Below are 21,384 nucleotides of genomic sequence, written 5' to 3'. Positions count from 1 at the left end.
TTCAAGATTGATGACCGCGCGATTCAATAGTTGATCAAATCGCGCGGTTCACATTCCGGTTTATTGGGCGCTGGCCACCGGCGCCACCAGCGGGGTAATCCGGCGGATGGCGACGCGGCGGTTCTCGCGGTTGGGTCCCGACGTGTTGACCTTGAGATACTCCTCGCCATAGCCCTGCGTCGTCAGGTTCTCCGGCGGGATGCCAAACGCGTTGGTCAAGGCTTCGGCGACCGCCTCGGCGCGGCGGTCGGACAGAGCAAGGTTCGCTTCCGGTGTGCCGACAGCGTCGGTATGGCCCTCGATCAGGAAGCTCTCGGCCGGGTTTTTCTTCAGCAGCTTGTCCATGGCGTTGGCAACACCCTCCAGCTTCTGGACTTCGGTGTCGGAAATCGAGGCCGAACCGAATTCGAAGTTGAGCGTGTCGAGGTCGATGCGGCGGGCGATGTCGCGCACGCGGGCCGAGCGCTTGACCTCGTCGATCGAATAGAGGCGCTGGACCCTCTCGACCGGCGGCCGTTCGAGGAAGGTGTAGTAGTCGTCCGGATCCTCGACCTCCTCGGAATCCAGAATGTATTCCTCCTGCGGGATGGTAAGGCGCATCGGCGGCAGGTCGTCGCCCGGGTCGCGCCAGTCTGCATCATAGTCATAGTTCCGCTCGTCGACATAGCTCAGCACATATTCGCGGCCGTCGGGCGCGATGCGTGAACGCTGGATAACGTCGCCGTAACGGTTGCGGATAGTGACGATCCGGACACCATTGTCACGCTCGACGATTTCCCGGGTGCGATCGCCCGACAGGTCCTCATAATAGATATTCCTGGCGCCACGATGCATGCGCGGGGCATCGCTGCTTTCGACGAACGTCTGGTTGTTGAACTGGAGGATGACGCGGTCGCCGAATTCCCTGACGACGTTGGCACCCTGGGGACGCGGACGGCGGCGAACATCCTCGATGTCGGGCGCACGCTCGACACGCTTGCCCTTTTCCTCCGTCACCGGAACGATCTTTTCAGGCTTGATCGCCTGCTGGGCCGCCTTGTCGTCGGTAGGTGGCGGTCCCTCCTCGACCGGAGCCGGCTTCGGGGCTTCCACCTGGTTTTCGCCCTGCTGGGCGGGCTGGTTGCCCTGCTGCTTACCGGCATTTTGGCCGCGCTCCTTGCCACCCTTGCGCTTGCGCAAGACATCCTTCTGGCTGTCCAGAACAGGTGCCTCGTTCGGATTGGCCTGGGCTTCACCCTGGACCGGATTTTCACCCTGGACCGGCGCGGCCTGGCCAGTCGAAGGCTGTTCGCCGGTTGAGGGCTGTTGCTCTCCTGTCACCGGCTGTTCGCCGACAGGCCTCTTGCCACGTTTCTTGATCTTGTCCTGGGGCTGTTCGCCCTGGACGGGAGCGGCCTGCTGCTCGGTCGGAGCCGGTTGGGCCTGTGGGGTCGCTTCCTTATTGGTCGGCGCCGGCTGGCCTTCCGGCTCCGTGGCGGGTCCGGTCAATTCAGCAGGCTTCTTGCGCTTGCCCGGCTTTTGTCCCGGCTCGACAGTCGGAGCCTGTTCTGCCGGGGCGGCCTCGATCTGCTGGTTCTGTTTTTGCTTCTTCTTGCGCGGATTGACGTTGGGCTGGTTGTCGTTTGCCGGCGCTGCCTGCTCGGCCGGTTGTTCCGATGGGGCCGCTTCGATCAGCTGCTGATTGCGCCGCTTCTTGCGGGGCTGTTCGGTCTCGGCCGGAGCGATCTGCTCGGTGGGAGCAGATTCCGTTTGCTGCTGTTGGTTGCGCCGCTTCTTGCGGGGTTGCTCGGTCTCGGCCGGAGCGATCTCGGCCGGAGCAGATTCCGTTTGCTGCTGTTGGTTGCGCCGCTTCTTGCGGGGTTGCTCGGTCTCGGCCGGAGCGATCTGCTCGGCCGGAGCGGATTCTGTTTGCTGCTGCTGATTGCGCCGCTTCTTGCGGGGCTGCTCCGACTCGGCTGGAGCCGCCTGCTCGGCCGGAGCGGATTCCGTTTGCTGCTGGTCGCGCTTCTTCTTTCTGGGCTGCTCTGCCTGCTGGCTTTGCGCGCAGGCCTCCGCCGACTCGCTCTCGGCGCAACTCGATTGCACTGGGATGAGCGGCGCTGCGGTGCGTTGCACGGGGCTGAATGCGGCAGTGCCTTGCAGCGGGAACGCGCCCAACGGCGCGGACGCCATCAACAGGCCAAGCGCCGTGCCTGCCAGAATCCGTGGTTGGCGTTTCATCATAAACACTCCTTGTGGCGTCCCATCCCTGCCCAAACTTTCAGCAACCATGTTTGGTTCCTGTTTGTAGGTTCTAGCTGTGGCACAGGGCGATTGACCGGCGTTTTGAAGGCGACTTCATGTCATTCGTATGGTCCTGGCATATATTCCGGCGTATGGTCCCGGCGTATCGTTCGGACGAGGGTGCACGGTTGCCGTGCTTGACCTTGAAGCGTCCGAGGGCCACATGCCGACGATGGAAAAGCCGTTCTGGAAAACCAAGACGCTCGAGGCGATGACCCCGGCCGAGTGGGAATCACTCTGCGACGGCTGCGGCAAATGCTGCCTGTCCAAACTCGAAGACGAGGACACCGGAGAGATCTATTGGACCAGCGTCGGCTGCCGGCTGTTCGACGCTGGAAGCTGCCGCTGCTCCGACTATGTCAACCGGCTGGCGCGTGTTCCGGATTGCGTCGGGCTGACGCCGCAGAATGTGCGCACCATCAGCTGGCTGCCCAAGACCTGCGCTTACCGGCTGGTTGCCGAGGGCCGCGATCTCTATTGGTGGCACAGGCTGGTGTCGGGAAGCGACGAGACCGTGCACGAGGCCGGCATCTCGATGCGCGGCCGGGTCAGCGCCAGCGAGACCGACCTTGCCGAGCCGGACGACTATTTCGACCATATGCTCGCGGACGAGCCTTAGGATTTCCTCTGGTAACGAAGACCGGGACCATGGCAAACGGTACGCTCCCCATTTGCCCTGCATAGAACGGTTCCAGAAACGCAGAGACTAAACGGCTGGCCCATTCTTGCCGCATGAACGGCGGATGAATGGCCGGTTGGCAAAAAATTCAGACAGGCAGGTGCATTCTCCTCCCATCGGTTCGACGAAAACGGGTGGAAACCCTCAACAAGGAGAGAAGACAATGTTCAACACCATCAAGACTGCGGCTCTTTCGGCTGTTGTCGGCCTTGGCACGCTTGCTGCCATTCCCGCTCATGCTGACAGCATCTATCTCGGCTTCGGCAACAACCAGGATCCGCGCGTCGGCGTCTATACCGGCGACGAGGATGATGGTTACTATCGCGAACACCGCCGTCATGGCGGCTGGCGCCGGTCCTGCTCGCCGGAGCGTGCCATCGACAAGGCCGAACGCATGGGCCTGCACCGCGCCCGCATCATCGACATCAACCGCCGCACGGTCAAGGTTGCCGGCCGCCAGTATGGCGATCGCGTCGTGATCGTATTCGCCAACGAGCGCGGCTGTCCGATCATCTATCGCTAAGCCCGTCGGAGCTTTGCGGCCGGCGATCTTTCAGCCGGTAGAGTAGCGGAGTCCCTTTCCGCCAGAACGGAAGGGCGCGGCTCGAAAACCCCGGAGGATCGATCCTCCGGGGTTTTTCATGCGATCGACGGCTACTTCAGTTCGAAAGTCACCGTCACCTGCGCGGTGTAGGAATTTTCGCCCGCCTGTACGGGGACCGATGCGCCGGCGGCATCGAAAGCCTTGGCATTGATCGGCATCGGTGGCGGTGCGAAATTCTGGTCGGTGATTTCCAGGACCCGGCCGATGCCGACGCCCGCCGCTTCGGCCAGCGTCTTGGCCTTGGCCATCGCATTGGCGACGGCCTTCTTGCGGGCCTCGGTGACGGCTGCCGCCGGATCGTCGTTGGAGAAGGAAATGCCGCCGCCCTGGTTGACGCCGAGCGACACCGCCTTGTCGAGAATGTCGCCGGTCTTGTCGATGTCGCGGATGCGCACCGACAGCGTGTTGGTCACCTGATAGGCGACAAGCTCGGCCTCCTGGCTGCCGTCGGGCTTGTTGGTGTAGTTATACCGCGGGTTGATCTGGATGCCCGCGGTCTGCAGGTCGCGCTCCTTGATGCCGGACGATTTCATCGCAGCGATCACCGCGGCCATGGCGTCGTTATTGGCATCGAGCGCCGCACGTGCCGTTTTGGCTTCGCGCATGACGCTGAGCGTCAGCAGAGCCAGATCGGGTGCTATCGCCGCCTCGCCTTCACCGGTGACGACGATACGCGGCGGCGGTGGCGCATCGGCGGCGGCCGCGATCGCCGGAAATGCGATTGCGGCGGCAATCGCCAGGGGCAAAAAACGTCTGGTCATGAAATCTCCTCGATCTGCGATCCCAAGACAACCGAGTGTTGGCCGGCGTCCAATGGGCGACGTGCAATAGGTTATCAATATGGGCTGATTTGGGCGATCTCTGCCAGCCCCTTGGAACGTCTGCTCGGAAAGCCCCAGGGAAAGCCTTGTGCGGTTCAGGGAAAAACACTAATCCAGCGCCGTGGGGCCTGTAGCTCAATGGTTAGAGCCGGCGGCTCATAACCGCTTGGTTGGGGGTTCGAGTCCCTCCGGGCCCACCATTGTCATTATTTATCAACGACTTAGAAAAATTTTACCTCGGTTAGCCATGTCATAACTGGCGAACCTTCATCCATGGAATTGATTTTGTTGATTTATGGTGGGCTACCGAGGACTCGCTGCAACCGAAGTGGAATGGACCGTAGGCGCCAAGAGGCGCGTTGAGATCAAAAGCTCGATCGCGATGGGTCTGAAGCTTCTCTTGGCGCTGAACGCTAGTGGCGCTATTGCGCCGCTTCCGCGAGCTGTCGGCAATACTGTGTAAGCCGACGCGTATCCAAGTTGGTCACGCCGAGCAGGAGCCCCTGCCACGGGGGTGATCGGACGCACCATTGAGAGAGGGGCGACGGAGCCAAGCCGAACGAGCGGGCGCGGCGGGCGATCTCCACGCCCGACAGAGAGGCGGTTATCGAGACAATAACGGCCAAGCCAGCGGTGGCTTCGACTTTCAGCGACTCCGACCCGACCTGCGCGAGGCCCTCAAGCAGGGCTTGCCGCCGAGACGCGTAGAGGCGCTTCATGCGCCGCAGATGCCGAATATAGTGCCCCTCGCGCACGAACTCGGCCACCGCGCCTTGGAGCGCCAGGGCCGGAGCCGGCGCCAGGCAGGCGCATACGTCACCGAACCGGCCAGTCAGTTCGATGGGCGCAACGACAAACCCGAGGCGCAGAACCGGGCTGATCGTCTTGCTGAAGTTGCCAATATGCACGACCCGTCCACCGTGATCGAGCGAAGCGAGCGCTGGAGCCGCCCGGCCGGTCAGCTGCAGCTCGCTCAGATAATCGTCCTCGATGATCCAGGCGTCGCTCCGCCGAGCCCAAGCGAGCAACGCAAGCCTGCGGGGCAGCGACATCGTCATCCCGAGCGGCGCATGTTGCCCTGGCGTGACGATCGCCAGCGCTGCGTCCTGAGCGCTCCGGACGCCGGAAGCGACATCCAGGCCTTCGGGGTCGACCGGAACGGCCGTCACGGTGATGCCGGCCAGGTCGAGCGCTTTGCGTGTGATCGGGAAGCTCGGGTCCTCGATCAAGGCTCGCGATCCCTCGACCTGCAGAGCGCGCACCGCCAGACCGATCGCCCCGGAATAGCCTGCCGCGATGAACACCTGGGCGGGACTGCACCGAAGACCCCGCGCGATCCCGACATAGGCCGCGATCTCCTTTCGCAGCTGCGGATCGCCCCGGGGATCGGGATAGCTGAGCGGCGCGGCCGCCGCCCGCCGCGCCGCTCGCGCGAAGACGCGCGACCACAGCTTGAAACGGAAAGGCGTCTTGCGAGGGCACGCCCATCTGGAAGGGCAGGGGCGGCGTTCCATAAGTATGGAACAGCTCCGGCAGGGGCGGCACGTCTGGCGACCACAAGGGCGCCGACCAAGGCGACGGGCTCTCGGCGACGCGGGTGCCCGCCGCGCCGGCGCCGACCGCGAACTGCTCGTCGATGAGGCGCTGGTAGGCGACGCGTACGGTGCCGCGCGAGACGCCGAGCTGAGCGGCCATGTCACGCCAGGAAGGAAGCTTTGCTCCCGCGTCTAGCCGCCCCGTCTCGATGGCGTCCCGGACCGCCCGGTAGATCTGCGTCGCCAGCGGCGTCCTTGCGGCGCGGTCGAGATGGATGGGCACAGCAGCCATGGCGCAATGGTACCATCATTCCCGCTAATCTTGGTCCTGTTTCACGACCAGAGCCGGACATATCTACCGGCCATCGCCACGTGACAAATGACCGAGGAGACAATTCCGATGAAGGCAATCGTTGTGACGGATCAGGCCGCGGGAACGGCCGGGATGAAGCTGGCCGAGCGGCCCGAGCCGCAGGCAGCGATAAACGACGTCGTCGTTCAGGTTCATGCGTCAGGATTCGTCCCGACTGAGTTGGCGTGGCCATCGACCTGGACCGATCGCCTCGACCGTGACCGGACGCCATCGATCCCCGGGCACGAGCTGGCCGGCGTGATCACCGCCCTCGGCTACGGGACGACGGGACTGTCCGTGGGCCAGCGGGTATTCGGCCTCGCCGATTGGTATCGCGACGGCACCCTGGCGGAGTATGTAGCCATGGAGGCACGTAACCTCGCGCCACTGCCGGGCGACGTCGACTTCACGGTAGGCGCCAGTTTGCCGATCTCGGGCCTGACTGCGTGGCAGGGTCTGTTCGACCATGGCCGCCTTCAGGCCGGGCAGAGCGTCCTCGCGCATGGTGCGGCCGGCGCAGTCGGGTCGATGGTGACGCAACTCGCACGAGAGGCCGGCGCCTATGTCATTGGCACTGGACGCGCTGCCGACCGTCAGAAGGCGCTCGACTTCGGCGCGAACGAGTTCGTCGACCTCGAGAACGACGCCCTGGAAGATGTCGGCGGCGTCGATCTGGTGTTCGATGTCATCGGCGGCGACATACAGAAGCGATCCGCAGGCCTGGTTCGAGCCGGAGGAACACTGGTGACCGTCGTCGGGCCGCCCGACGCGCAGCCCGCCAATGGCCTGGCAGTCGACTTCGTTGTCGAGTCCGATCGTGCTCAACTGAGTGAAATCGTCCAGCGGGTGCGGGACGGACGGCTCCGGACGAACATCGGCAACATCTCGACCCTCGATGATGCCGTTTCCGCCTTCAACCCGACCGAGCGACGCTCGGGGAAGACGATCATCCGAGTTCGTCCGTGAGCGACACGCGCGTATCGATGCACGCGGCCGACCGGCGCTGTCCAGATCGGCCGGCTGCGTCCTAGTCGCGACCCGCGGCGGACCGCTCAGTACGCGCGAGGCGTACGGCAAGCTGCATAGCCTCAGTCCCCGGATGCGATCAGAGTCGCTCAGACCGGGTCTTCAGGATCTGGTACAGCATGTTTCGGATGCGCAGCCAGACGGTCAGACGCTTGATCATGCCTTCGCTTCCTGTTCATCGCAGATACCTGCGGGTCAGATGATCTGTGCCGCCAACGCCATACCGACCACCGACGTGCCGACTCCTGCCGTGCGGATGGCGCCCGGCCAGCGCCGAAGTGTCAGGGCGGCCAACGCGCCGGTCGCGTGAAGAGCCGAAGTAGCGACCACGAAGCCAACCGCGTAAGCGATGCCGCTGGTCGTCTCGGGAATTTCGAGGCCATGGACATTGCCGTGGAAGAGGGCGAAAAGGGCAGTCAGCGACGCAGCCACAGCGAGCGGAAACGGCTTGGCAAGCATCATCATGGCGCCGAAGACTACCAGCGATAGCGCTATGCCCGCTTCCAGTGAGGGCAGGCCGATGCCGGCGATTCCGAGCAGGGCGCCAGCGACCATCGCCGAGACAAAGCACGACGGGACGATGATGATCCCATTGCCACCGGCGCGAGCGGCAATGATGCCTACAGCCATCATGGCAAGCAGGTGGTCCATACCGGCCAGCGGGTGCTGAAGGCCGTCTACAAACCCATGAGCATGAAAACCGCCGCTGTGGGCGAAGGCCAATGAGGGGATGAAAGTTGTGGCGGCTGCCAAGGCGAGTCTGCCGAAGAATGAATGCGTTTTGTTCATGGTTCCTGACCTGTTTGATAGAGGTGCGATCGGTTCAAGGCCGGTGCTCATTGTCCGGCCCCTGGCATGGTGAATTGTGCGGCGCCGGACCTGTCGGCTAGAAGCCGCGCCTCGCCGAAGTCGAGGGGCGTTTGTGCCTTGCCGTTGTGGTAGACGAAGGCCAGGCGGCGCCGACGCGACGTCAGTTTCGCGGGCAGCGGGTGATAGGTGACGCCGGCGCCGCCGATCAGCGGCATGACGGCGCCGACATCGACCATGTCCTGCGTCTCGACGCGCAGAAGATGCAGCCGTACGCCGTCGGCGGTCTCGCCGACGAACGGAATCCCGGCGAGGCGCAGGAAACTGGAGGGGTCTGGCGCCCGCGAAAACCCTTCGAGAAACGCGATCTCGACGAGATCGAGATCCGTCGCCCGCGTGTCGGCGGGTTCGGGCGCATGGTGGTGCGGCAGATGCGGTGTCTGCCATTGCAACGGCTTGCCGGCCGGCCCGTTGTGGCCGACGGGGTGCGGATGGTGATGATGACCGTTCGGCCCGTCATGGTGACCGTCGCCATGGTTATGGTCGTGGTGATGATGATCATCGTGCATGGTCAAAAGCTCGTCGGCTTGTCGATGATGGATTTGTGCTTGCCGAGATTGCCGTGCGCGACCATCGAGCCGAGCGCCTCGACGACCACCCGCACGCCAAACAGCGCCGTGATGTCTGACGTGTCGTAGGGCGGCGACACCTCGACCACTTCCAGTCCGCAGATGCCGGGCGCCGACACCAGCCCGAGCAGCTTCAGTGCCTCGCGCGGCAGGAAGCCGCCGGGCTCCGGCCAGCCCGTACCCGGCACGAAACCGCAATCGATGCTGTCGACATCGAAGGAGATGTATACGGCGTCGGTGTCCTTCCATGCGAGCTCGAGCGCGATCTCCGCCGCCTTCTCCAGCCCCATCTGTTCGATATCGGAAATCGTCAGCACGTTGGTGCCGCGCTTCCGCGCCTCTGCGACGGCGTAGCGGGGCACCTGCCAGCCGCCGATGCCGAGTTGCACCAGATTGGTGGCCGAGACGTTCGGCAGGTTGGTTGCCCAGTACCAGGGCGTCGTGTGCATACGTTCGTCGAGATCCTTTTCCTGAATGTCGATGTGGCGGTCGAAATGGATGATGCCGATGCGCTTGGAGGTCACGTCGGCGATGCCGCGCACGCACGGAAACCCGATCGAATGGTCGCCACCGAGCATGATCGGCAGCGCGCCGGACGAGGCGACATGGCTGACGCCCTTGGTGATCTGGTCGAAGCTCTTTTCGAGATTGGCGGGAATGGTGAAGACGTCGCCGGCATCGCAAAGCGTCATCTGCTCGCGCAGGTCGACACCGAGCTCGTAATTGTAAGGCGTGTAGAGCGCCGAGATGCGGCGCATGCCTTGCGGCCCGAAGCGGGTTCCGGGCCGATAGGTGGTGCCGCTGTCGAAAGGAATGCCCATGACGGCAGCGTCATATCTGCCGACATCGCGGACGTTCTCGACATAGGGCGCCTTGAGGAAGGTGTTGATGCCGGCGAAATGCGGCAACTCGCCTCGCGCGAATGTCGGGATCGACTTGTCGATGATCGAATCCGATCCGGGCAGGCCCATGTCGAGTGCCCATTTCTGTTCCTTGCGCCAGCCATCCTCGGGCAGCTTTCCTTCCGCCTCGATCGACTTCCAGCCCTGCATGTCGCGGATCTCGAAGTTCGGATGATGGAAGCGTTGGCGCGGCTGGCGGTCGGTGAGCCCGGCGCGGCGATGCCGACGTTCTGGACTATCTCTGTGCATGAAAACCTCCTTCACGACGCCGTCGTCGCGATTGCGCTATCCAGTCGGGTCGTCCCAACCATCGCGGCCACTTCGGCCACGTCTCGTGTGGAAGCCCGGTGCTTGCGGTCGAGCTTCAGATCGTAGGTGATCGTCGCGCCATAGGCGGACGGGAACTGGGGGTCGTGGCGCACCTTGTCGAAGACCAGCACGCGGGTGCCGAGCTTGAATGCCTCGCCGATATCGTGGGTGACCATGACCACGGTCATGCCGTGCTCGGTCCATAGCTCGGTGAGCAGCTCATGCATCTCGGCACGGATGCCGGGATCGAGCGCGCCGAACGGCTCGTCGAGAAGCAGGATCCGCGGCCGCCCGAGCAAGGTCTGCGCGATCGCCAGCCGTTGCTGCATGCCACCCGACAGCGAAGCCGGATAGAGGTCGCGCGCATGGGCAAGCCCGACCCGTTCCAGCATGGTTTCGGCTTCTTGCCTGGCGCTTTTGCGCCTGGCGCCGAAGACGCGGCCGAACGGTCCGCCCGAACGGAAGTCCTCGACCAGCAGCAAGTTCTGCAGCGCGGTCAGATGCGGAAACACGGAATAGCGCTGGAAGACGATGCCGCGCTGCGGCGTCGGCTCCGGCACGATCGGCTGGTCGCCGACGACGACCACGCCGCCGCTTTGCTGTTCCTGGCCAAGCAGGATGCGCAGGAATGTCGATTTTCCACAACCGCTGGCGCCAACCAGCGACAGGAATTCACCCGCTTCGGCGGAGACGTTGACCCGTTCCAGCACACGGGCGTCGCCGTAGCTCTTCTCCAGCCCATGGACGAGGATCCGGCTCATCTGCTCCGCACCGGATGCGCCCAGGGCGAGATGATGTGAGAGAGCCGCACGAGCAGCCAGTCGGTCATCACCGCAAGCAGCGTGATCCAGGCGACGTAAGGCAGTATGACGTCCATCGACAGGTAGCGACGAACGAGGAAGATGCGGTAGCCGAGCCCCTCGGTGGAGGCGATGGCTTCTGCCGCGATCAGGAACAGCCAGGCCGGCCCAAGCGCCAGCCGTACGCAAGTGATGAGGCGCGGCATGACCTGTGGCAGCACCAGCCTGAGCACCATGGTCCAGCTGTTGCCGCCGAGCGTCTGTGCCTTGGCGACGAGCTCCGGCGGCAATTCCATCACCCGGTTGGCGATGTCGCGCACCATGACCGGTGCGACGCCGAGAGCGATCAAGGTGATCTTGGCCGTTTCGCCGAGGCCGAGCGCAATGAACAGGATCGGGAGCAGCGCCAGTGGCGGGATGACGCAGACAACTGTGACCAAGGGCAGCACAAAGGCCCTGACGCGAGGGATGAAACCTATGGCGACGCCGAGGCTGAGCGCCACCAGCGTGGCCACGCCGACGCCGGCGAACAGCCTAATCAGGCTGGCATAGGTGTCGGCCCATAGGATCAGGTCGCCGGAGCGCTTGTCCGGCACTGTCGCCAGGTCTGAAAAGGCCGACCACATCTGTGCAGGGGAGGGCAGCAGCTTGTCGCTGGGATTGACCGCCAGCCTTCGCGCGGAAGCGAAGAGATAGGCAATCGCCACGGCGGCAAACGGCAGCGTCCCAAGCAGCAACGCTCCGCCGCGCGAGACCGTCGCGTTGATGAGGCGAAGCCGCGCTTTCGGCCTGCTAAGTTGCAGGCGCGCGACCTCGGGGCCTATTGCGGCCTGCACGATGCCGGTTCCTCTGGCTAGCATGTCGCGCTCCCGTGTCAGAGCGTTCCGCCCGCCGCCTCTGCCATAAAGGCCGGATCGAAGCGCAGCTTGACGTTGTTGACGTCACCCAGCGTCGAGCCATCGGGGAAGCTCATGCCGATCACGTCGACGCTCGGCGCGTTGGTACCAAGAATGCCGTGGCTGAACAGGAAGTTACGCACCAGATCCATGGTCTTCGGCAGTTCGGCGCCGTTGGTGAATGCGACCGCCTTGGCCGGCTCGAAGAACATCGCCGTTGATCCTAGCTGAGCGTCGAAACCGGTAAGATCCGTCCCCGACGCCTTGGCCATCTCTTCCTTGGCCGCCTTGCCTTCGGGCGTGCCCGAGGTCATCAGCGCCATGGCTTCATACCATGCACCGACAAGCGCCTTGCCCAAGGCCGGATTGTCCTTCAGCGTCGCGGTGTTGACGACCATCATGTCGATGATCTCGCCGGGAATCTCAGTCGAATCGAATACCTTGTGGGCGCCCGGCATGGCGGCGATTTCCGAGACCAGCGGATTCCAGGTGACGACGGAGGTGACATCGCTGGTGCCGTAGGCGGCGACCATGTCGGCATCGGAGGTGTTGACCACAGTGATGTCCTTCTCGGCGAGCCCGACCGTCTCCAGTGCGCGCGCCAGCAGATAATGCGAGACGGAGAGCTCGACGAGATTGACCTTCTGGCCGGCAATATCCTTGAGCGCGGCCTTGTTCTTGAGGATGACGGCGTCGTTGCCGTTGGAGAAATCGCCGACGATCAGGGCCGTGGTGTCGACACCGCCGCCGGCCGGAATCGAAAGCGCATCCATGTTGGTCATCGAACAGCCGTCAAAGCCGCCGGCGGTGTACTGGTTGATGCTCTCGACGTAGTCGTTGATGCGGGTGATTTCGACATTGATGCCGTATTTGTCGGCCCACTTCTTCATGATGCCGCTGTCGGAAAGATAGCCCCACGGCATCCATCCGACATAGATCGACCAGCAAATCTTGAAGTCTTTCTTGGGCGCCGCTTCCGCGGCCGATATGGAGGGAAGGCTGAGTGATGCGGCTAGGATGATTGCAGCCAGTTTGCGAAGCATTGCGTACCCCTGTTTGCGATCCGGATTGCGTCCGGACGTCTGTTGGGGGTTCACGGAGCGCGCATCCGGGAGAGGTTCGCGCCAGCAAACCCGTGCAGGGTTCTCCCGGGATTTTGGCCCGCCGTGTTCCGCCGGATGCCTCAATGCATCTCAAGCGGTCGCGTCTCTTGGACCAGCACCGTAATCGACACGGCCGGAACCCTAGACGCTCTGCACGTGAACGACGAAGCAAGGGGCGTGCCAGTCCGGAAAGCCGTCCTGAGGCGGCCTTTCCCCGGATTTGCAGGCAATCGCGTTATGCTGATGCCACAAAAGTCATCGCAACGCCGACGGATTAGGCAAAGAAAATCTAGCGTCACCAATGTGAGCCTTGTGCCCTGGGGACCTCCGCTGGTGGCACCATCCTCTATGGTGGCCCACATACACGCCCAGTAGGGACACGTTCGGGGAGGGCGTGAGCGCGCGGCGGATCCGGATGCCAATTGGCGCCGACCCATGTGACGAGTGCGCCCGATCGTGCAAGGGCAATTCGTGAAATAAGCGCGACTGCAATGATGCTAGGCAAGCCCGATCGCGTGTCGGGAGGCAGTTGTGAAAGTTGCGATCATCGGACCAGGCTCGCTCGGGAAGGCCTTGGCGAAACGTCTTGGCCTCGCCGGGCACGAAATTCGCCTCAGCTTCAGTCGTGACGAAGGCAAGTTGCGCGCAATCGCGGCAACCCTCCATGTTGGCTTCGGTGCCCCTGACGAAGTAGCGAGATGGGCCGACGTAATTGCCCTGGCGACGCCATGGCCGGCTCTCGAGTTGGCGATGGACGCGCTTGGCGATTTGTCGGGCAAGATCGTCTGGGACAATACCAACGCAGTCGCGCCTGAGCTTTCCACGATGCTGCTAGGCACTACTACGTCGGTAGGCGAGGAGGTTCAGAGGCGCGCGCGGGGCGCGCTTGTCGTCAAGTGCATTCCGACCTTTGCCGAATTGCTTGACAGGGATGATCCGCGTCTCAACGGCGATCCGGTGACGAGCTATGTCGCCGGCAATGACGCTGATGCCAAGGCGGCGGTTTGCCGGCTTCTCGCCGATCTACCGACAATGCCGGTCGATGTCGGCGATCTCACGGCCTCGCGCCTGATCGAGCCGATGATGCTGCTATTGGTCCAGCTCGCTTATCGGCGCGGGATGGGGCCGACAATTTCCTTCAATCTCATTCGACAGGACGGAACCGGTTCATGACTGATTATCTACCCGCGCGGCGCAAGGCGATTCCAGTAGGACGTCTGCTGATCGATGGCCAATGGCGCGATGCCGTCAGTGGCGAGACTTCGACGACTTTTGATCCGACCACGGAGGCGGCGATCACCGATATTGCGAAGGCGGACGTCACCGACACGAGCGATGCCGTCGCGGCCGCGCAGCGGGCTTTCGAGCAAGGACCCTGGGCGCGGATGCATCATGAGGAGCGCGCCAAGATCCTGTTTCGCATCGCCGATCTGATGGACGAGCGGGCCGAGGATTTCGCGGTGCGCGAGGCGATGGACATGGGTATGCCCTATCGCGATTTCCGCGATATCATCATGCCGCACTGCTCAGGACTGTTCCGCTTTCATGGCGGGCTCGCCATGAGCGCGATGGACGGCGCCTATCGTACAAGCTACGAACCAAATATCAGGATCCTGACGCGACGCGAGCCGCTTGGCGTGGTCGCTGCGATCACCCCGTTCAATTTTCCCCTCGCGCTGTCCTGTTCGAAGATCGCGCCGGCACTCGCGGCGGGTAACACGGTCGTTCACAAGCCTGCGACCGACACGCCCCTGACGGCCCTCGCCTTGGCGCAAGTCATCCTCGACGCGGGCGTCCCGCCGGGCGTCTACAATCTCATCACCGGCCCGGGCGGCACCATCGGCGACGCGCTGGTCAACGATGCCCGCGTCGACAAGATCGCCTTTACCGGGTCGACCGCCGTCGGCCAGGGCATCATGCGCAACGGTGCCGGGACGATGAAACACCTGACCATGGAGCTCGGCGGCAAGAGTCCCAATATCGTTTTCGCCGATGCCGATATCGATGCCGCGATACAGGCAGCCTTCTGGGGCATCTTCTGGAACAAGGGCGAAGTCTGCGTCGCCGGATCGCGCCTGCTGGTCGAACGCGCCTGCTATGACGAGGTCGTCGAGAAGCTGAGCGCCATGGCCAAGTCGGCGACGCTCGGCGATCCGCTGGACCCTGCGACGATGATCGGGCCGATCGCGGCGCGCGGCGAGTATGACAAGGTCTTGAGCTATGTCGAAGAGGGCAAGCGCACCGCGCGACTGACGGCGGGCGGCGGCACCTGCCAGATCAACGGCAAGGGCCTCTTCATCGAGCCGACCATCTTCGCCGATGCGACCAACGACCTAAGGATATCGCGCGAAGAGATTTTCGGCCCCGTCCTGCCGGTGATTCCATTCGACAGCGAGGAGGACGCGATCCGGATCGCAAACGACACGAGCTACGGGCTCGCCTCGGGCATCCAGACCGGCGATCTTGGCCGCGCCTTGCGGCTCGCCGACCGGATCAAGGCAGGCACGGTGTGGCTGAACTGCTGGCACAAATACCATCCTAATGCGCCGTTCGGAGGCTTCAAGATGAGCGGCTATGGCCGCGAGCAGGGCCGCGAGGCGTGGGAAAGCTACACCCAATACAAGACGATTTGGGCAAATCTTGGCGAACCAGTCGAGATGGCGCGATGAGCGTACGCGATCCCAACCCGCTCGACCCGCTGCATCCCAAACGCGTCGCGATGGTCCTTTCAAACCCGGCTGTGTCAACCACCACAGGCTGGCCGGTCGGGTTTTGGTGGAGCGAGTTAACTCATCCCTGGCTCGCCTTCACGGAGCGCGGATACGAAGTCGCGATCTTCTCGCCTGAGGGCGGCAAATGCGAGGCGGATGTGTTGAGCGACCCACGCGATCCGTCCGGCTATTCGGATACGGATCTGATCTCGCTCGGTTTCCTGTCGACGCCGAAACTGGCGGCGCTGGTGGAGACGACCCGGCCCATCGCAGAGCTGTCGGTCGACGCGTTCGACGCGATCGTCGTCGCTGGCGGCCAGGCGCCGATGTTCACCTTCGAAGGCGCAACTGAGTTGCAGCGGCTGTTCGTCGCCTTTTTCGCGGCCGACAAGGTCGCGGCCGCCTTGTGTCACGGCGTCGCGCTGCTGCGCTACGCGCGCCTCTCAACCGGCGAGCTGCTGGCCAAAGGCCGCACTGTTACGGGGTTCGCCAATGTCGAGGAGGACTTCGCCGACAATGCCGTCTGGGAGATGGGCGCGCTGCCGCACGGTACGCATTTGATGCCATGGCGGATCGAGGATGAGATGCGTGCGCTCGGCGCGAACTATATTCAGGCCGGGCTGTGGCGCGATTTTGCCGTGCGCGACGGCAATTTGATCACCGGCCAGCAGAACTTCTCCGGAGCGGCGACCGCCCGTCTTGTCATCGAGGCGCTCGGTGGCTGAGGACCAAAGACCGCTCCTGTCGGTGAAGTTCGGGAGTCAAACTCGCCGTCAGGACGGCGATGCCAAACGACATCGGCCCAGTAGGAGCCGGGGTCGTCCAAGAACTTCATTTCAAACAACCACAATCAGCAGCGAGGATGAACCATGGCCGTGGTGACGACACTTGATATTGCCGGCCTGACGGCCGAAGATTATAGCCGCATCCTCGCTCGGATCGGCGTGGAGAAACGGCCCGCTGGCGGCATCTACCAGCACCTCGCGCATGCCACCGACGATGGCTATCGCATCATCGAGATATGGGACGACAAGGCAGGCCTGGAACTCTTCTTGCAGCACACATTGTTTCCCGCCGCACAGGAACTGCAAATTCAGCGTGAAATGACCATTATGACCCAGACACTGCACAACATCTTTGTGCCCCGGATTGGTGAACTGACCGCCTTGGCAAGTGATGCGCCTGGTGGGCCGGCCAAACGGGCAAAAGTGTAGGCGTCAAGGATCGAGGATGCGGCGATCGATCATCGAAGTCCTGGAGGAACTTGCGTCCGGACGCCCGGTACAACGATGGTGACCGCCGCAAGTGCAAAGAGATTGTTCTTTCCTGCCGGCGACTATCGCCATGCGCCGGCCGGAGTCGTTCAGCTGCGTGTGATCCGCAGTGGTTCATCCTATGCAGAGATCGATCTTGGCCGCGGGCTGCGGCGCGTCTTCACCCGCCCCGGCGACCTGCTGCTCAGCCTTCCCGAGCGTGCCACGCGGTTCAAGATCGAGGAGCCGCGAGAGCTGACGATGATCACCGTTGACTCCGCGCTGGCTTCAAGGCTCCTGGTATCCGCAGCCGGGACCCTCGACGATCTGGTGATCCTGACCGATCGACCGATACGCGATTCGCTGGTGGCCGAGTTGTGCCGACGCCTCGAAGGCGACGCGCCAGCCAACGCCATCGTCCGCGAATGGACGCTGGGCCTGGTTTTCGCGAACCTGCTCCGTCTCGGGCATGCACGTCAGCGGCGGCAGAAATCTCCGGTCCTAACCTCGCAGCGGTTCGACCGGGTCCTCGCTACGATTGACGGCGATCTGGAAAAGGGGGTGTCGATCGACCATCTTGCCGGAATCGCGGGAATGCCACGACGCGCCTTCACCGCCGCCTTTCGCGAGGCGACGCAATTGCCGGTACATCAATTCATTTTACGCCGCCGCGTTGATCGCGCGGTCGAGCTTTTGGAAAATAGCGATCTGCCGCTGGCCGAGATTGCTCAGCACGCGGGTTTCACTCACCAGGCCCATATGAATCGCGTCGTGACCCGATTTAAAGGGCTGTCGCCAGGCCGGCTGCGGTCTCGCAGGCGAGACGGCTGACTTGTGATCTATTCCAGCATCGCGATTCGAATGGCGGAGCGTGAGTTGCTGAAACGTCCGTTGGCTAAAATGCCCGACAGTTTGCGTGCAGAGCTCGAGGCCGCAAATCTGATGCATGCTTTCAAGCAACGGCCTCCCTATCAGCGCAATGATTACTTGCATTGGATCGCGCGCGCCCGTCACCCGGAAACACGCCGAAAGCGCATAAATCAGATGATTGACGAGCTTACGAAGGGAGGAATCTACATGGGCATGCAATAAGAGCTGGCATCGTCGCGAAGCTAGCAGATCCGTCAACGATCATCTTCCGATAGCCTATCGAGATCGGGTGCTTTCCGCATTGATCTTCATCGATTTCCCCACGCTTTTGCGCAGAGGATGCAGAGAGCCAATAGTGACAATCGAACCTATCCTCCATTTTCGTTTGCGGCAGGTGGCCTTATGATCGTGACATCGCAAAGCAGCAACGTGCTCGGCAGCACGTCGGGAAGGTGGCGCGTCTGGTCGCTCTCGGACGGTTACATCGAGATGCCGGCGGACCTTCTGCGGGACACGCAGGATAATCCGGTGCCGCAAGCTGCGCAGGCAGGGGCGCTTCGCCTGTCTGTCAATTGCTTCGCGCTCGCAGGTCCAGGCGTTGACGGCGTTCTGATCGACAGCGGAGGAGGGGGGTGGGCCCCGACAGTGGGACGTCTTGAGCAGGCCATGGCGGAGGCCAAGATCGACCCGGCTTCGATCACGGTCTTGGCGCTAACCCACGCCCATCAGGATCATGTGCACGGACTTTTGGCCCCCGACGGCCGAGTGCTCTTTCCAAACTTGAAGGCGATCGTAATTCCCGAGGCGGCTGTGCAGAGCTTTTTCGCTTACGCGCACCTTGCGCAGTTCCGGCCCCTGCTGAAGCCTGTCCAGAATGGCGACCAGGTGGGTGAGCGATTGAGGGCGGTCGCCCTGCCCGGTCATGCTGCCGGTCACACCGGCTACACGTTCGACACGGACGAGGACCGTTTCCTATTCTTCGGGGACTTCGTTCATGTGCCGGCCTTGCAGTTCAGCAATCCCGCGTTCAGTTGGGGCTATGACGACGATCAGCTGACCGCGCGCGCAACCCGCCTAAAGGTTTTCAGTGACGCGGCCGAGGCGGGGACGTGGATCGCCGGCGCGCACCTTGGCTGGCCGGGCATCGGTCGCGTGGTGCGTAAGGGCGAAGCATACGGCTATGAGCCGGCAGAAGGACGAGTGACCGGATAGGCGGCCCGGTGCTGATCGGTTATACCGCTCTCTCAGATCTCGACGAGCAGCGCGCCGCACTCCGGCGTCCTCAACGGCAGCGGCACATCGTCGGGCCCACCGAAGTATCTGATTCTTGATCCGCCGGCGGCCGATCGACGCCTGAGGCTTATCGGATCGGCGTCTCGCCGCGAAACAGCGGCTGGTGCGCCCGCATCAAGGCGGCAATCCGGTCGGCGACTTTTCGTACCGGCGGGGAGTGACGTTCCTCGTGATGGGTGACGATCCATTGGTCGGTTTCGAGTTCGGGGATAGGCTGAGCGACGCGAACCAGCCGCGGATCGCTGTCACCGACGAAGCACGGAAAGATCGAAAGGCCGGCGCCGGCGGCCACCAGTTCGCGCACCGTATGGGTGTTGTTGCCGCGTACAGCGATGCGGTCGCCGTGATGGGCTTGCAGCCAGCGCGCCGAGGCAACGTTTGCGCCTTCGCCGGTGACGCCGACGAACAAACCGGCGGCGATGCCGTTGATCAGGTGGCGTCCTGAATAAATGGCGTGGGCGACCTTGCCGCTCTGACGGCCGGCCAGCCACTGCTCGGTCGGGCGCTCGCTTCGGATGCCGATGTCGGCGGCACGGCGGCCGATGTCGACCCGGTCGGTGGTGGTGACAAGCTCTACCCTTATGCCGTCATCGACCGTCCAGATCTCGCCGATATGAGCGGAAACGAACGCCGAGGTCCATGGCCCGGCCGAGACGCGGACAATGCGGTCGGGCAGGTTTCCCTCGCGCCAGCGCGTCAGCGACTGCATTGCCGCCTCGACGTCTTCGGCGCGCCGCAGCAGTTCCTCGCCGACCGGGGTCAGCCGGTAGCCGGTCTGCTGGCGCACGAACAGAGGTTCGCCGATCTGCTTTTCGAGCGCGGTGACGCGTCGTCCAAGGGTGGCTGCGCTGAGGCGCGTGGTTCCCGTCGCTGCGCTCAAGCCACCCAGCCGCGCAACGTCGAGAAACAACCTCAGATCGTCCCAGCCGATATCCATTTTGCAGAAATGAAAAACTCCTTGCGACCGTGGCTGTAGCGCGAAGCAGGCATCACGCGCAAGTATGCAGGCGTTGGAGGCGTTGGACAATCCTGCCTGGCGGGACAGGGACAAGCGCCTCGGCTGGCCAAGAAGCGAGCGCAGCCCCGTCGATCGCGCATGCGATTGGCGCAGATGTTTTGCGCTTTCGACCAACCCAGGCGCGCGGGCATTCTGCGGGCCAAAGGAGACGATCATGTTGGATGAACTTCGATACCGTTTCGAACGCTGGATTGCCTATCGCCAGACTCTTGCGAGCCTGAGGCAGGTTCCGGACAGCACATTGGCGGATGCCGGCATTTCTCGCGAAGAGATCCGCGAGCGTGCCCGCCGTGCCTGCTTGTGTCGTTGAGGAAGCGGGCATGCAGATGATGGAGCTTTGGGATGGCCGCTCGGTACCGCGCATCGGCATCGGCACCTGGGCGGCCGGTGGTGCCGCGCGCTGGCGCGACACGGCGACAGTCTATGGCGAGGTCGACGATATCAGGTCGCAAGCCGGGCTGGCGATGGCCTATGACATCGGCGCGCGGGTGTTCGACACGGCTGCCGCCTATGGCGCCGGCAATGCCGAACTGATCCTCGGGCGGGCGTTGAAGAATAAGGACGAAGCCGTCATCGTCACCAAGGTCGGCTATTTCGGTGATCCCCAAACGCGCAAGATCGCACCCGAGGATGCCTCTGCCGCGGCGATCCGGACATCGATCGACAATTCGCGGCAGCGCCTGCAGCGCGATTGTGTCGACGTAGTGCTGCTACATATCAACGAGTATCCGATCGAGCGCGCCGGCGAGGTGTTCGATACGCTCGGCCTGTTGCGCCAGGAGGGCAAGATCGGCGGCTTCGGCTGGAGCACCGATCACCCCGAACGGCTTGCCGCCTACGCGCCGCGCGAGGGGTTCGTCGCCGTAGAGAACGACTTCAATGTGTTTACCCCGGCGAACGAGCTGATGGCCGTTGCGGCGCGCGAGAACCTCGTCTCGTTCAGCCGCCTGCCGCTGGCGATGAGGCTGCTCACTGGCAAATACACGCCGGCCATGAGGCTGCCCACCGACGACGTCCGCGGCGGGAATGCCGAATGGATGGTGTTTTTCAGGGATGGCGCCGCCAACCCGCACTATCTGTCAAGGCTCTCGGCAATCCGCGACCTGCTCACCTCGGGCGGGCGCACGCTTGCGCAGGGCGCGCTCGGCTGGATCCTTGCCAAGTCGGCAATCGCCCTGCCGGTTCCCGGCTTCACGCGGCCCGAGCAGGTCGCGGACAATCTCGGTGCGCTGGAAAAAGGGCCGCTGCCGGCAGCGGTGATGGCCGAGATCGACGCCGTGCTGAAAATTGCCGAGACCGCTTAGGGTGTGGCGGCGCCGAAATTCATTGGCGATATGCCGGCCAACTTCGATCTGTCGGATGTCAGCCGATATCGCATCTTTCCTTGATCAAGCTTCCGTGGCGCAATTGAACAAGGACGGAGCGGCGGACACGCTCGAGTTGAAGGTCCGCCGCTCTGGTTTTCAGATCAAAGAGTGATGCTGCAACGGGAG

At 63.3% G+C, this 21,384-nt stretch carries 22 protein-coding genes, 1 tRNA gene, 1 pseudogene and 1 riboswitch; of the genes and pseudogenes, 13 read left to right on the top strand and 11 right to left on the bottom strand.

All coding sequences use genetic code 11. The features are described 5' to 3' along the window. Window positions 1-60: 60 nt before the first annotated feature. Window positions 61-2,220, bottom strand: coding sequence for an OmpA family protein (locus tag AC0L2X_RS26560; protein WP_473559449.1), 2,160 nt, complete (start codon window positions 2,218-2,220; stop codon window positions 61-63). A 235-nt stretch (window positions 2,221-2,455) separates the two neighbouring features. Between AC0L2X_RS26560 and AC0L2X_RS26555 the strand changes: the two genes are divergently transcribed. Together AC0L2X_RS26555 and AC0L2X_RS26550 are read left to right on the top strand one after the other, a co-directional pair. Further along, window positions 2,456-2,902: a YcgN family cysteine cluster protein gene (locus AC0L2X_RS26555; RefSeq protein WP_473559558.1), complete on the top strand. Its 447-nt coding sequence runs from the start codon at window positions 2,456-2,458 to the stop codon at window positions 2,900-2,902. A gap of 223 nt (window positions 2,903-3,125) precedes the next feature. Continuing rightward, the gene (locus AC0L2X_RS26550; RefSeq protein ID WP_473559451.1) at window positions 3,126-3,485 is read left to right on the top strand and encodes a hypothetical protein; all 360 of its coding nucleotides are present in this window, start codon (window positions 3,126-3,128) and stop codon (window positions 3,483-3,485) included. Between the two features lie 131 nt (window positions 3,486-3,616). On the opposite strand, the gene AC0L2X_RS26545 is transcribed toward AC0L2X_RS26550, so the two are convergent. Continuing rightward, window positions 3,617-4,327, bottom strand: coding sequence for an SIMPL domain-containing protein (locus AC0L2X_RS26545; protein WP_473559453.1), 711 nt, complete (start codon window positions 4,325-4,327; stop codon window positions 3,617-3,619). A 184-nt stretch (window positions 4,328-4,511) separates the two neighbouring features. Here AC0L2X_RS26545 and AC0L2X_RS26540 point away from each other — a divergent pair. After that, a tRNA-Ile gene (locus AC0L2X_RS26540) sits at window positions 4,512-4,587 on the top strand. 222 nt (window positions 4,588-4,809) lie between these two features. On the opposite strand, the gene AC0L2X_RS26535 is transcribed toward AC0L2X_RS26540, so the two are convergent. Both AC0L2X_RS26535 and AC0L2X_RS26530 read right to left on the bottom strand, forming a co-directional pair. Next, the gene (locus AC0L2X_RS26535; RefSeq protein ID WP_352489774.1) at window positions 4,810-5,901 is read right to left on the bottom strand and encodes an aminotransferase-like domain-containing protein; all 1,092 of its coding nucleotides are present in this window, start codon (window positions 5,899-5,901) and stop codon (window positions 4,810-4,812) included. 136 nt (window positions 5,902-6,037) lie between these two features. After that, a pseudogene (locus tag AC0L2X_RS26530) lies at window positions 6,038-6,214 on the bottom strand (GntR family transcriptional regulator); the annotation flags it as partial. 108 nt (window positions 6,215-6,322) lie between these two features. Here AC0L2X_RS26530 and AC0L2X_RS26525 point away from each other — a divergent pair. Beyond that, the gene (locus tag AC0L2X_RS26525; RefSeq protein ID WP_352489775.1) at window positions 6,323-7,240 is read left to right on the top strand and encodes an NADP-dependent oxidoreductase; all 918 of its coding nucleotides are present in this window, start codon (window positions 6,323-6,325) and stop codon (window positions 7,238-7,240) included. Window positions 7,241-7,495: 255 nt separating this feature from the next. On the opposite strand, the gene AC0L2X_RS26520 is transcribed toward AC0L2X_RS26525, so the two are convergent. Genes AC0L2X_RS26520 through AC0L2X_RS26495 form a run of 6 tightly spaced genes read right to left on the bottom strand, consistent with a single transcriptional unit; the run spans window position 7,496 to window position 12,686 of the window. After that, window positions 7,496-8,089, bottom strand: a complete 594-nt coding sequence (locus AC0L2X_RS26520; RefSeq protein WP_352489776.1) for a HupE/UreJ family protein — start codon at window positions 8,087-8,089, stop codon at window positions 7,496-7,498. Window positions 8,090-8,136: 47 nt separating this feature from the next. After that, window positions 8,137-8,676: a hypothetical protein gene (locus AC0L2X_RS26515; RefSeq protein WP_473561066.1), complete on the bottom strand. Its 540-nt coding sequence runs from the start codon at window positions 8,674-8,676 to the stop codon at window positions 8,137-8,139. Between the two features lie 2 nt (window positions 8,677-8,678). After that, window positions 8,679-9,887: an agmatinase family protein gene (locus AC0L2X_RS26510; protein WP_473600643.1), complete on the bottom strand. Its 1,209-nt coding sequence runs from the start codon at window positions 9,885-9,887 to the stop codon at window positions 8,679-8,681. Window positions 9,888-9,898: 11 nt separating this feature from the next. After that, on the bottom strand, window positions 9,899-10,708 hold the full coding sequence (locus AC0L2X_RS26505; RefSeq protein WP_473561064.1) for an ATP-binding cassette domain-containing protein: 810 nt from the start codon (window positions 10,706-10,708) through the stop codon (window positions 9,899-9,901). Further along, the gene (locus tag AC0L2X_RS26500; protein ID WP_473561063.1) at window positions 10,705-11,607 is read right to left on the bottom strand and encodes an ABC transporter permease; all 903 of its coding nucleotides are present in this window, start codon (window positions 11,605-11,607) and stop codon (window positions 10,705-10,707) included. Before AC0L2X_RS26500 ends, AC0L2X_RS26505 begins: the two co-directional genes overlap by 4 nt. Before the next feature lie 14 nt (window positions 11,608-11,621). Further along, window positions 11,622-12,686: a putative urea ABC transporter substrate-binding protein gene (locus AC0L2X_RS26495; protein WP_352489781.1), complete on the bottom strand. Its 1,065-nt coding sequence runs from the start codon at window positions 12,684-12,686 to the stop codon at window positions 11,622-11,624. A gap of 100 nt (window positions 12,687-12,786) precedes the next feature. Next, window positions 12,787-12,902: riboswitch (guanidine-I (ykkC/yxkD leader) on the bottom strand. Window positions 12,903-13,277: 375 nt separating this feature from the next. Here AC0L2X_RS26495 and AC0L2X_RS26490 point away from each other — a divergent pair. The 7 genes from AC0L2X_RS26490 (at window position 13,278) to AC0L2X_RS26460 (ending at window position 18,792) form a co-directional block, all read left to right on the top strand. Continuing rightward, window positions 13,278-13,919 carry an NADPH-dependent F420 reductase gene (locus tag AC0L2X_RS26490; protein ID WP_473561061.1) on the top strand — a complete coding sequence of 214 codons (642 nt, stop codon included), beginning with the start codon at window positions 13,278-13,280 and terminating at the stop codon, window positions 13,917-13,919. Beyond that, the gene (locus AC0L2X_RS26485; RefSeq protein ID WP_473561059.1) at window positions 13,916-15,415 is read left to right on the top strand and encodes an aldehyde dehydrogenase family protein; all 1,500 of its coding nucleotides are present in this window, start codon (window positions 13,916-13,918) and stop codon (window positions 15,413-15,415) included. Before AC0L2X_RS26490 ends, AC0L2X_RS26485 begins: the two co-directional genes overlap by 4 nt. Beyond that, window positions 15,412-16,182, top strand: a complete 771-nt coding sequence (locus AC0L2X_RS26480; protein WP_473561057.1) for a type 1 glutamine amidotransferase domain-containing protein — start codon at window positions 15,412-15,414, stop codon at window positions 16,180-16,182. Before AC0L2X_RS26485 ends, AC0L2X_RS26480 begins: the two co-directional genes overlap by 4 nt. 144 nt (window positions 16,183-16,326) lie before the next feature. Continuing rightward, on the top strand, window positions 16,327-16,671 hold the full coding sequence (locus tag AC0L2X_RS26475; RefSeq protein WP_352489785.1) for a hypothetical protein: 345 nt from the start codon (window positions 16,327-16,329) through the stop codon (window positions 16,669-16,671). A 75-nt stretch (window positions 16,672-16,746) separates the two neighbouring features. Then, window positions 16,747-17,541, top strand: a complete 795-nt coding sequence (locus AC0L2X_RS26470; protein ID WP_473561055.1) for a helix-turn-helix domain-containing protein — start codon at window positions 16,747-16,749, stop codon at window positions 17,539-17,541. 3 nt (window positions 17,542-17,544) lie between these two features. After that, complete coding sequence (locus tag AC0L2X_RS26465; protein WP_473561054.1) at window positions 17,545-17,802, top strand: YdeI/OmpD-associated family protein; 258 nt, start codon at window positions 17,545-17,547, stop codon at window positions 17,800-17,802. Window positions 17,803-17,982: 180 nt separating this feature from the next. After that, window positions 17,983-18,792: an MBL fold metallo-hydrolase gene (locus AC0L2X_RS26460; RefSeq protein ID WP_473561052.1), complete on the top strand. Its 810-nt coding sequence runs from the start codon at window positions 17,983-17,985 to the stop codon at window positions 18,790-18,792. A 148-nt stretch (window positions 18,793-18,940) separates the two neighbouring features. Here AC0L2X_RS26460 and AC0L2X_RS26455 read toward each other — a convergent pair whose 3' ends face one another. Continuing rightward, on the bottom strand, window positions 18,941-19,810 hold the full coding sequence (locus AC0L2X_RS26455) for a LysR family transcriptional regulator (protein WP_473561050.1): 870 nt from the start codon (window positions 19,808-19,810) through the stop codon (window positions 18,941-18,943). Window positions 19,811-20,045: 235 nt separating this feature from the next. On the opposite strand from AC0L2X_RS26455, the gene AC0L2X_RS26450 reads away from it, so the two are divergent. Together AC0L2X_RS26450 and AC0L2X_RS26445 are read left to right on the top strand one after the other, a co-directional pair. Further along, window positions 20,046-20,201, top strand: coding sequence for a YjiS-like domain-containing protein (locus tag AC0L2X_RS26450; protein ID WP_352951170.1), 156 nt, complete (start codon window positions 20,046-20,048; stop codon window positions 20,199-20,201). 10 nt (window positions 20,202-20,211) lie between these two features. Continuing rightward, on the top strand, window positions 20,212-21,195 hold the full coding sequence (locus AC0L2X_RS26445; RefSeq protein WP_473561049.1) for an aldo/keto reductase: 984 nt from the start codon (window positions 20,212-20,214) through the stop codon (window positions 21,193-21,195). Window positions 21,196-21,384: the final 189 nt, after the last annotated feature.

It is taken from the genome of Mesorhizobium sp. WSM4828, assembly GCF_055811175.1.
The sequence above is the reverse complement of the archived record's forward strand: the minus strand, read 5'-3'. Positions and strand labels throughout refer to the sequence as shown.

Excerpts from the sequence above, each read along its gene's own strand:
- AC0L2X_RS26560 (WP_473559449.1), bottom strand. The coding sequence starts at position 2,220 with ATGAAACGCCAACCACGGATTCTGGCAGGCACGGCGCTTGGCCTGTTG.
- AC0L2X_RS26555 (WP_473559558.1), top strand. The coding sequence starts at position 2,456 with ATGGAAAAGCCGTTCTGGAAAACCAAGACGCTCGAGGCGATGACCCCG.
- AC0L2X_RS26550 (WP_473559451.1), top strand. The coding sequence starts at position 3,126 with ATGTTCAACACCATCAAGACTGCGGCTCTTTCGGCTGTTGTCGGCCTT.
- AC0L2X_RS26545 (WP_473559453.1), bottom strand. The coding sequence starts at position 4,327 with ATGACCAGACGTTTTTTGCCCCTGGCGATTGCCGCCGCAATCGCATTT.
- AC0L2X_RS26535 (WP_352489774.1), bottom strand. The coding sequence starts at position 5,901 with ATGGAACGCCGCCCCTGCCCTTCCAGATGGGCGTGCCCTCGCAAGACG.
- AC0L2X_RS26525 (WP_352489775.1), top strand. The coding sequence starts at position 6,323 with ATGAAGGCAATCGTTGTGACGGATCAGGCCGCGGGAACGGCCGGGATG.
- AC0L2X_RS26520 (WP_352489776.1), bottom strand. The coding sequence starts at position 8,089 with ATGAACAAAACGCATTCATTCTTCGGCAGACTCGCCTTGGCAGCCGCC.
- AC0L2X_RS26515 (WP_473561066.1), bottom strand. The coding sequence starts at position 8,676 with ATGCACGATGATCATCATCACCACGACCATAACCATGGCGACGGTCAC.
- AC0L2X_RS26510 (WP_473600643.1), bottom strand. The coding sequence starts at position 9,887 with ATGCACAGAGATAGTCCAGAACGTCGGCATCGCCGCGCCGGGCTCACC.
- AC0L2X_RS26505 (WP_473561064.1), bottom strand. The coding sequence starts at position 10,708 with ATGAGCCGGATCCTCGTCCATGGGCTGGAGAAGAGCTACGGCGACGCC.
- AC0L2X_RS26500 (WP_473561063.1), bottom strand. The coding sequence starts at position 11,607 with ATGCTAGCCAGAGGAACCGGCATCGTGCAGGCCGCAATAGGCCCCGAG.
- AC0L2X_RS26495 (WP_352489781.1), bottom strand. The coding sequence starts at position 12,686 with ATGCTTCGCAAACTGGCTGCAATCATCCTAGCCGCATCACTCAGCCTT.
- AC0L2X_RS26485 (WP_473561059.1), top strand. The coding sequence starts at position 13,916 with ATGACTGATTATCTACCCGCGCGGCGCAAGGCGATTCCAGTAGGACGT.
- AC0L2X_RS26480 (WP_473561057.1), top strand. The coding sequence starts at position 15,412 with ATGAGCGTACGCGATCCCAACCCGCTCGACCCGCTGCATCCCAAACGC.
- AC0L2X_RS26475 (WP_352489785.1), top strand. The coding sequence starts at position 16,327 with ATGGCCGTGGTGACGACACTTGATATTGCCGGCCTGACGGCCGAAGAT.
- AC0L2X_RS26470 (WP_473561055.1), top strand. The coding sequence starts at position 16,747 with ATGGTGACCGCCGCAAGTGCAAAGAGATTGTTCTTTCCTGCCGGCGAC.
- AC0L2X_RS26460 (WP_473561052.1), top strand. The coding sequence starts at position 17,983 with ATGATCGTGACATCGCAAAGCAGCAACGTGCTCGGCAGCACGTCGGGA.
- AC0L2X_RS26455 (WP_473561050.1), bottom strand. The coding sequence starts at position 19,810 with ATGGATATCGGCTGGGACGATCTGAGGTTGTTTCTCGACGTTGCGCGG.
- AC0L2X_RS26450 (WP_352951170.1), top strand. The coding sequence starts at position 20,046 with ATGTTGGATGAACTTCGATACCGTTTCGAACGCTGGATTGCCTATCGC.
- AC0L2X_RS26445 (WP_473561049.1), top strand. The coding sequence starts at position 20,212 with ATGCAGATGATGGAGCTTTGGGATGGCCGCTCGGTACCGCGCATCGGC.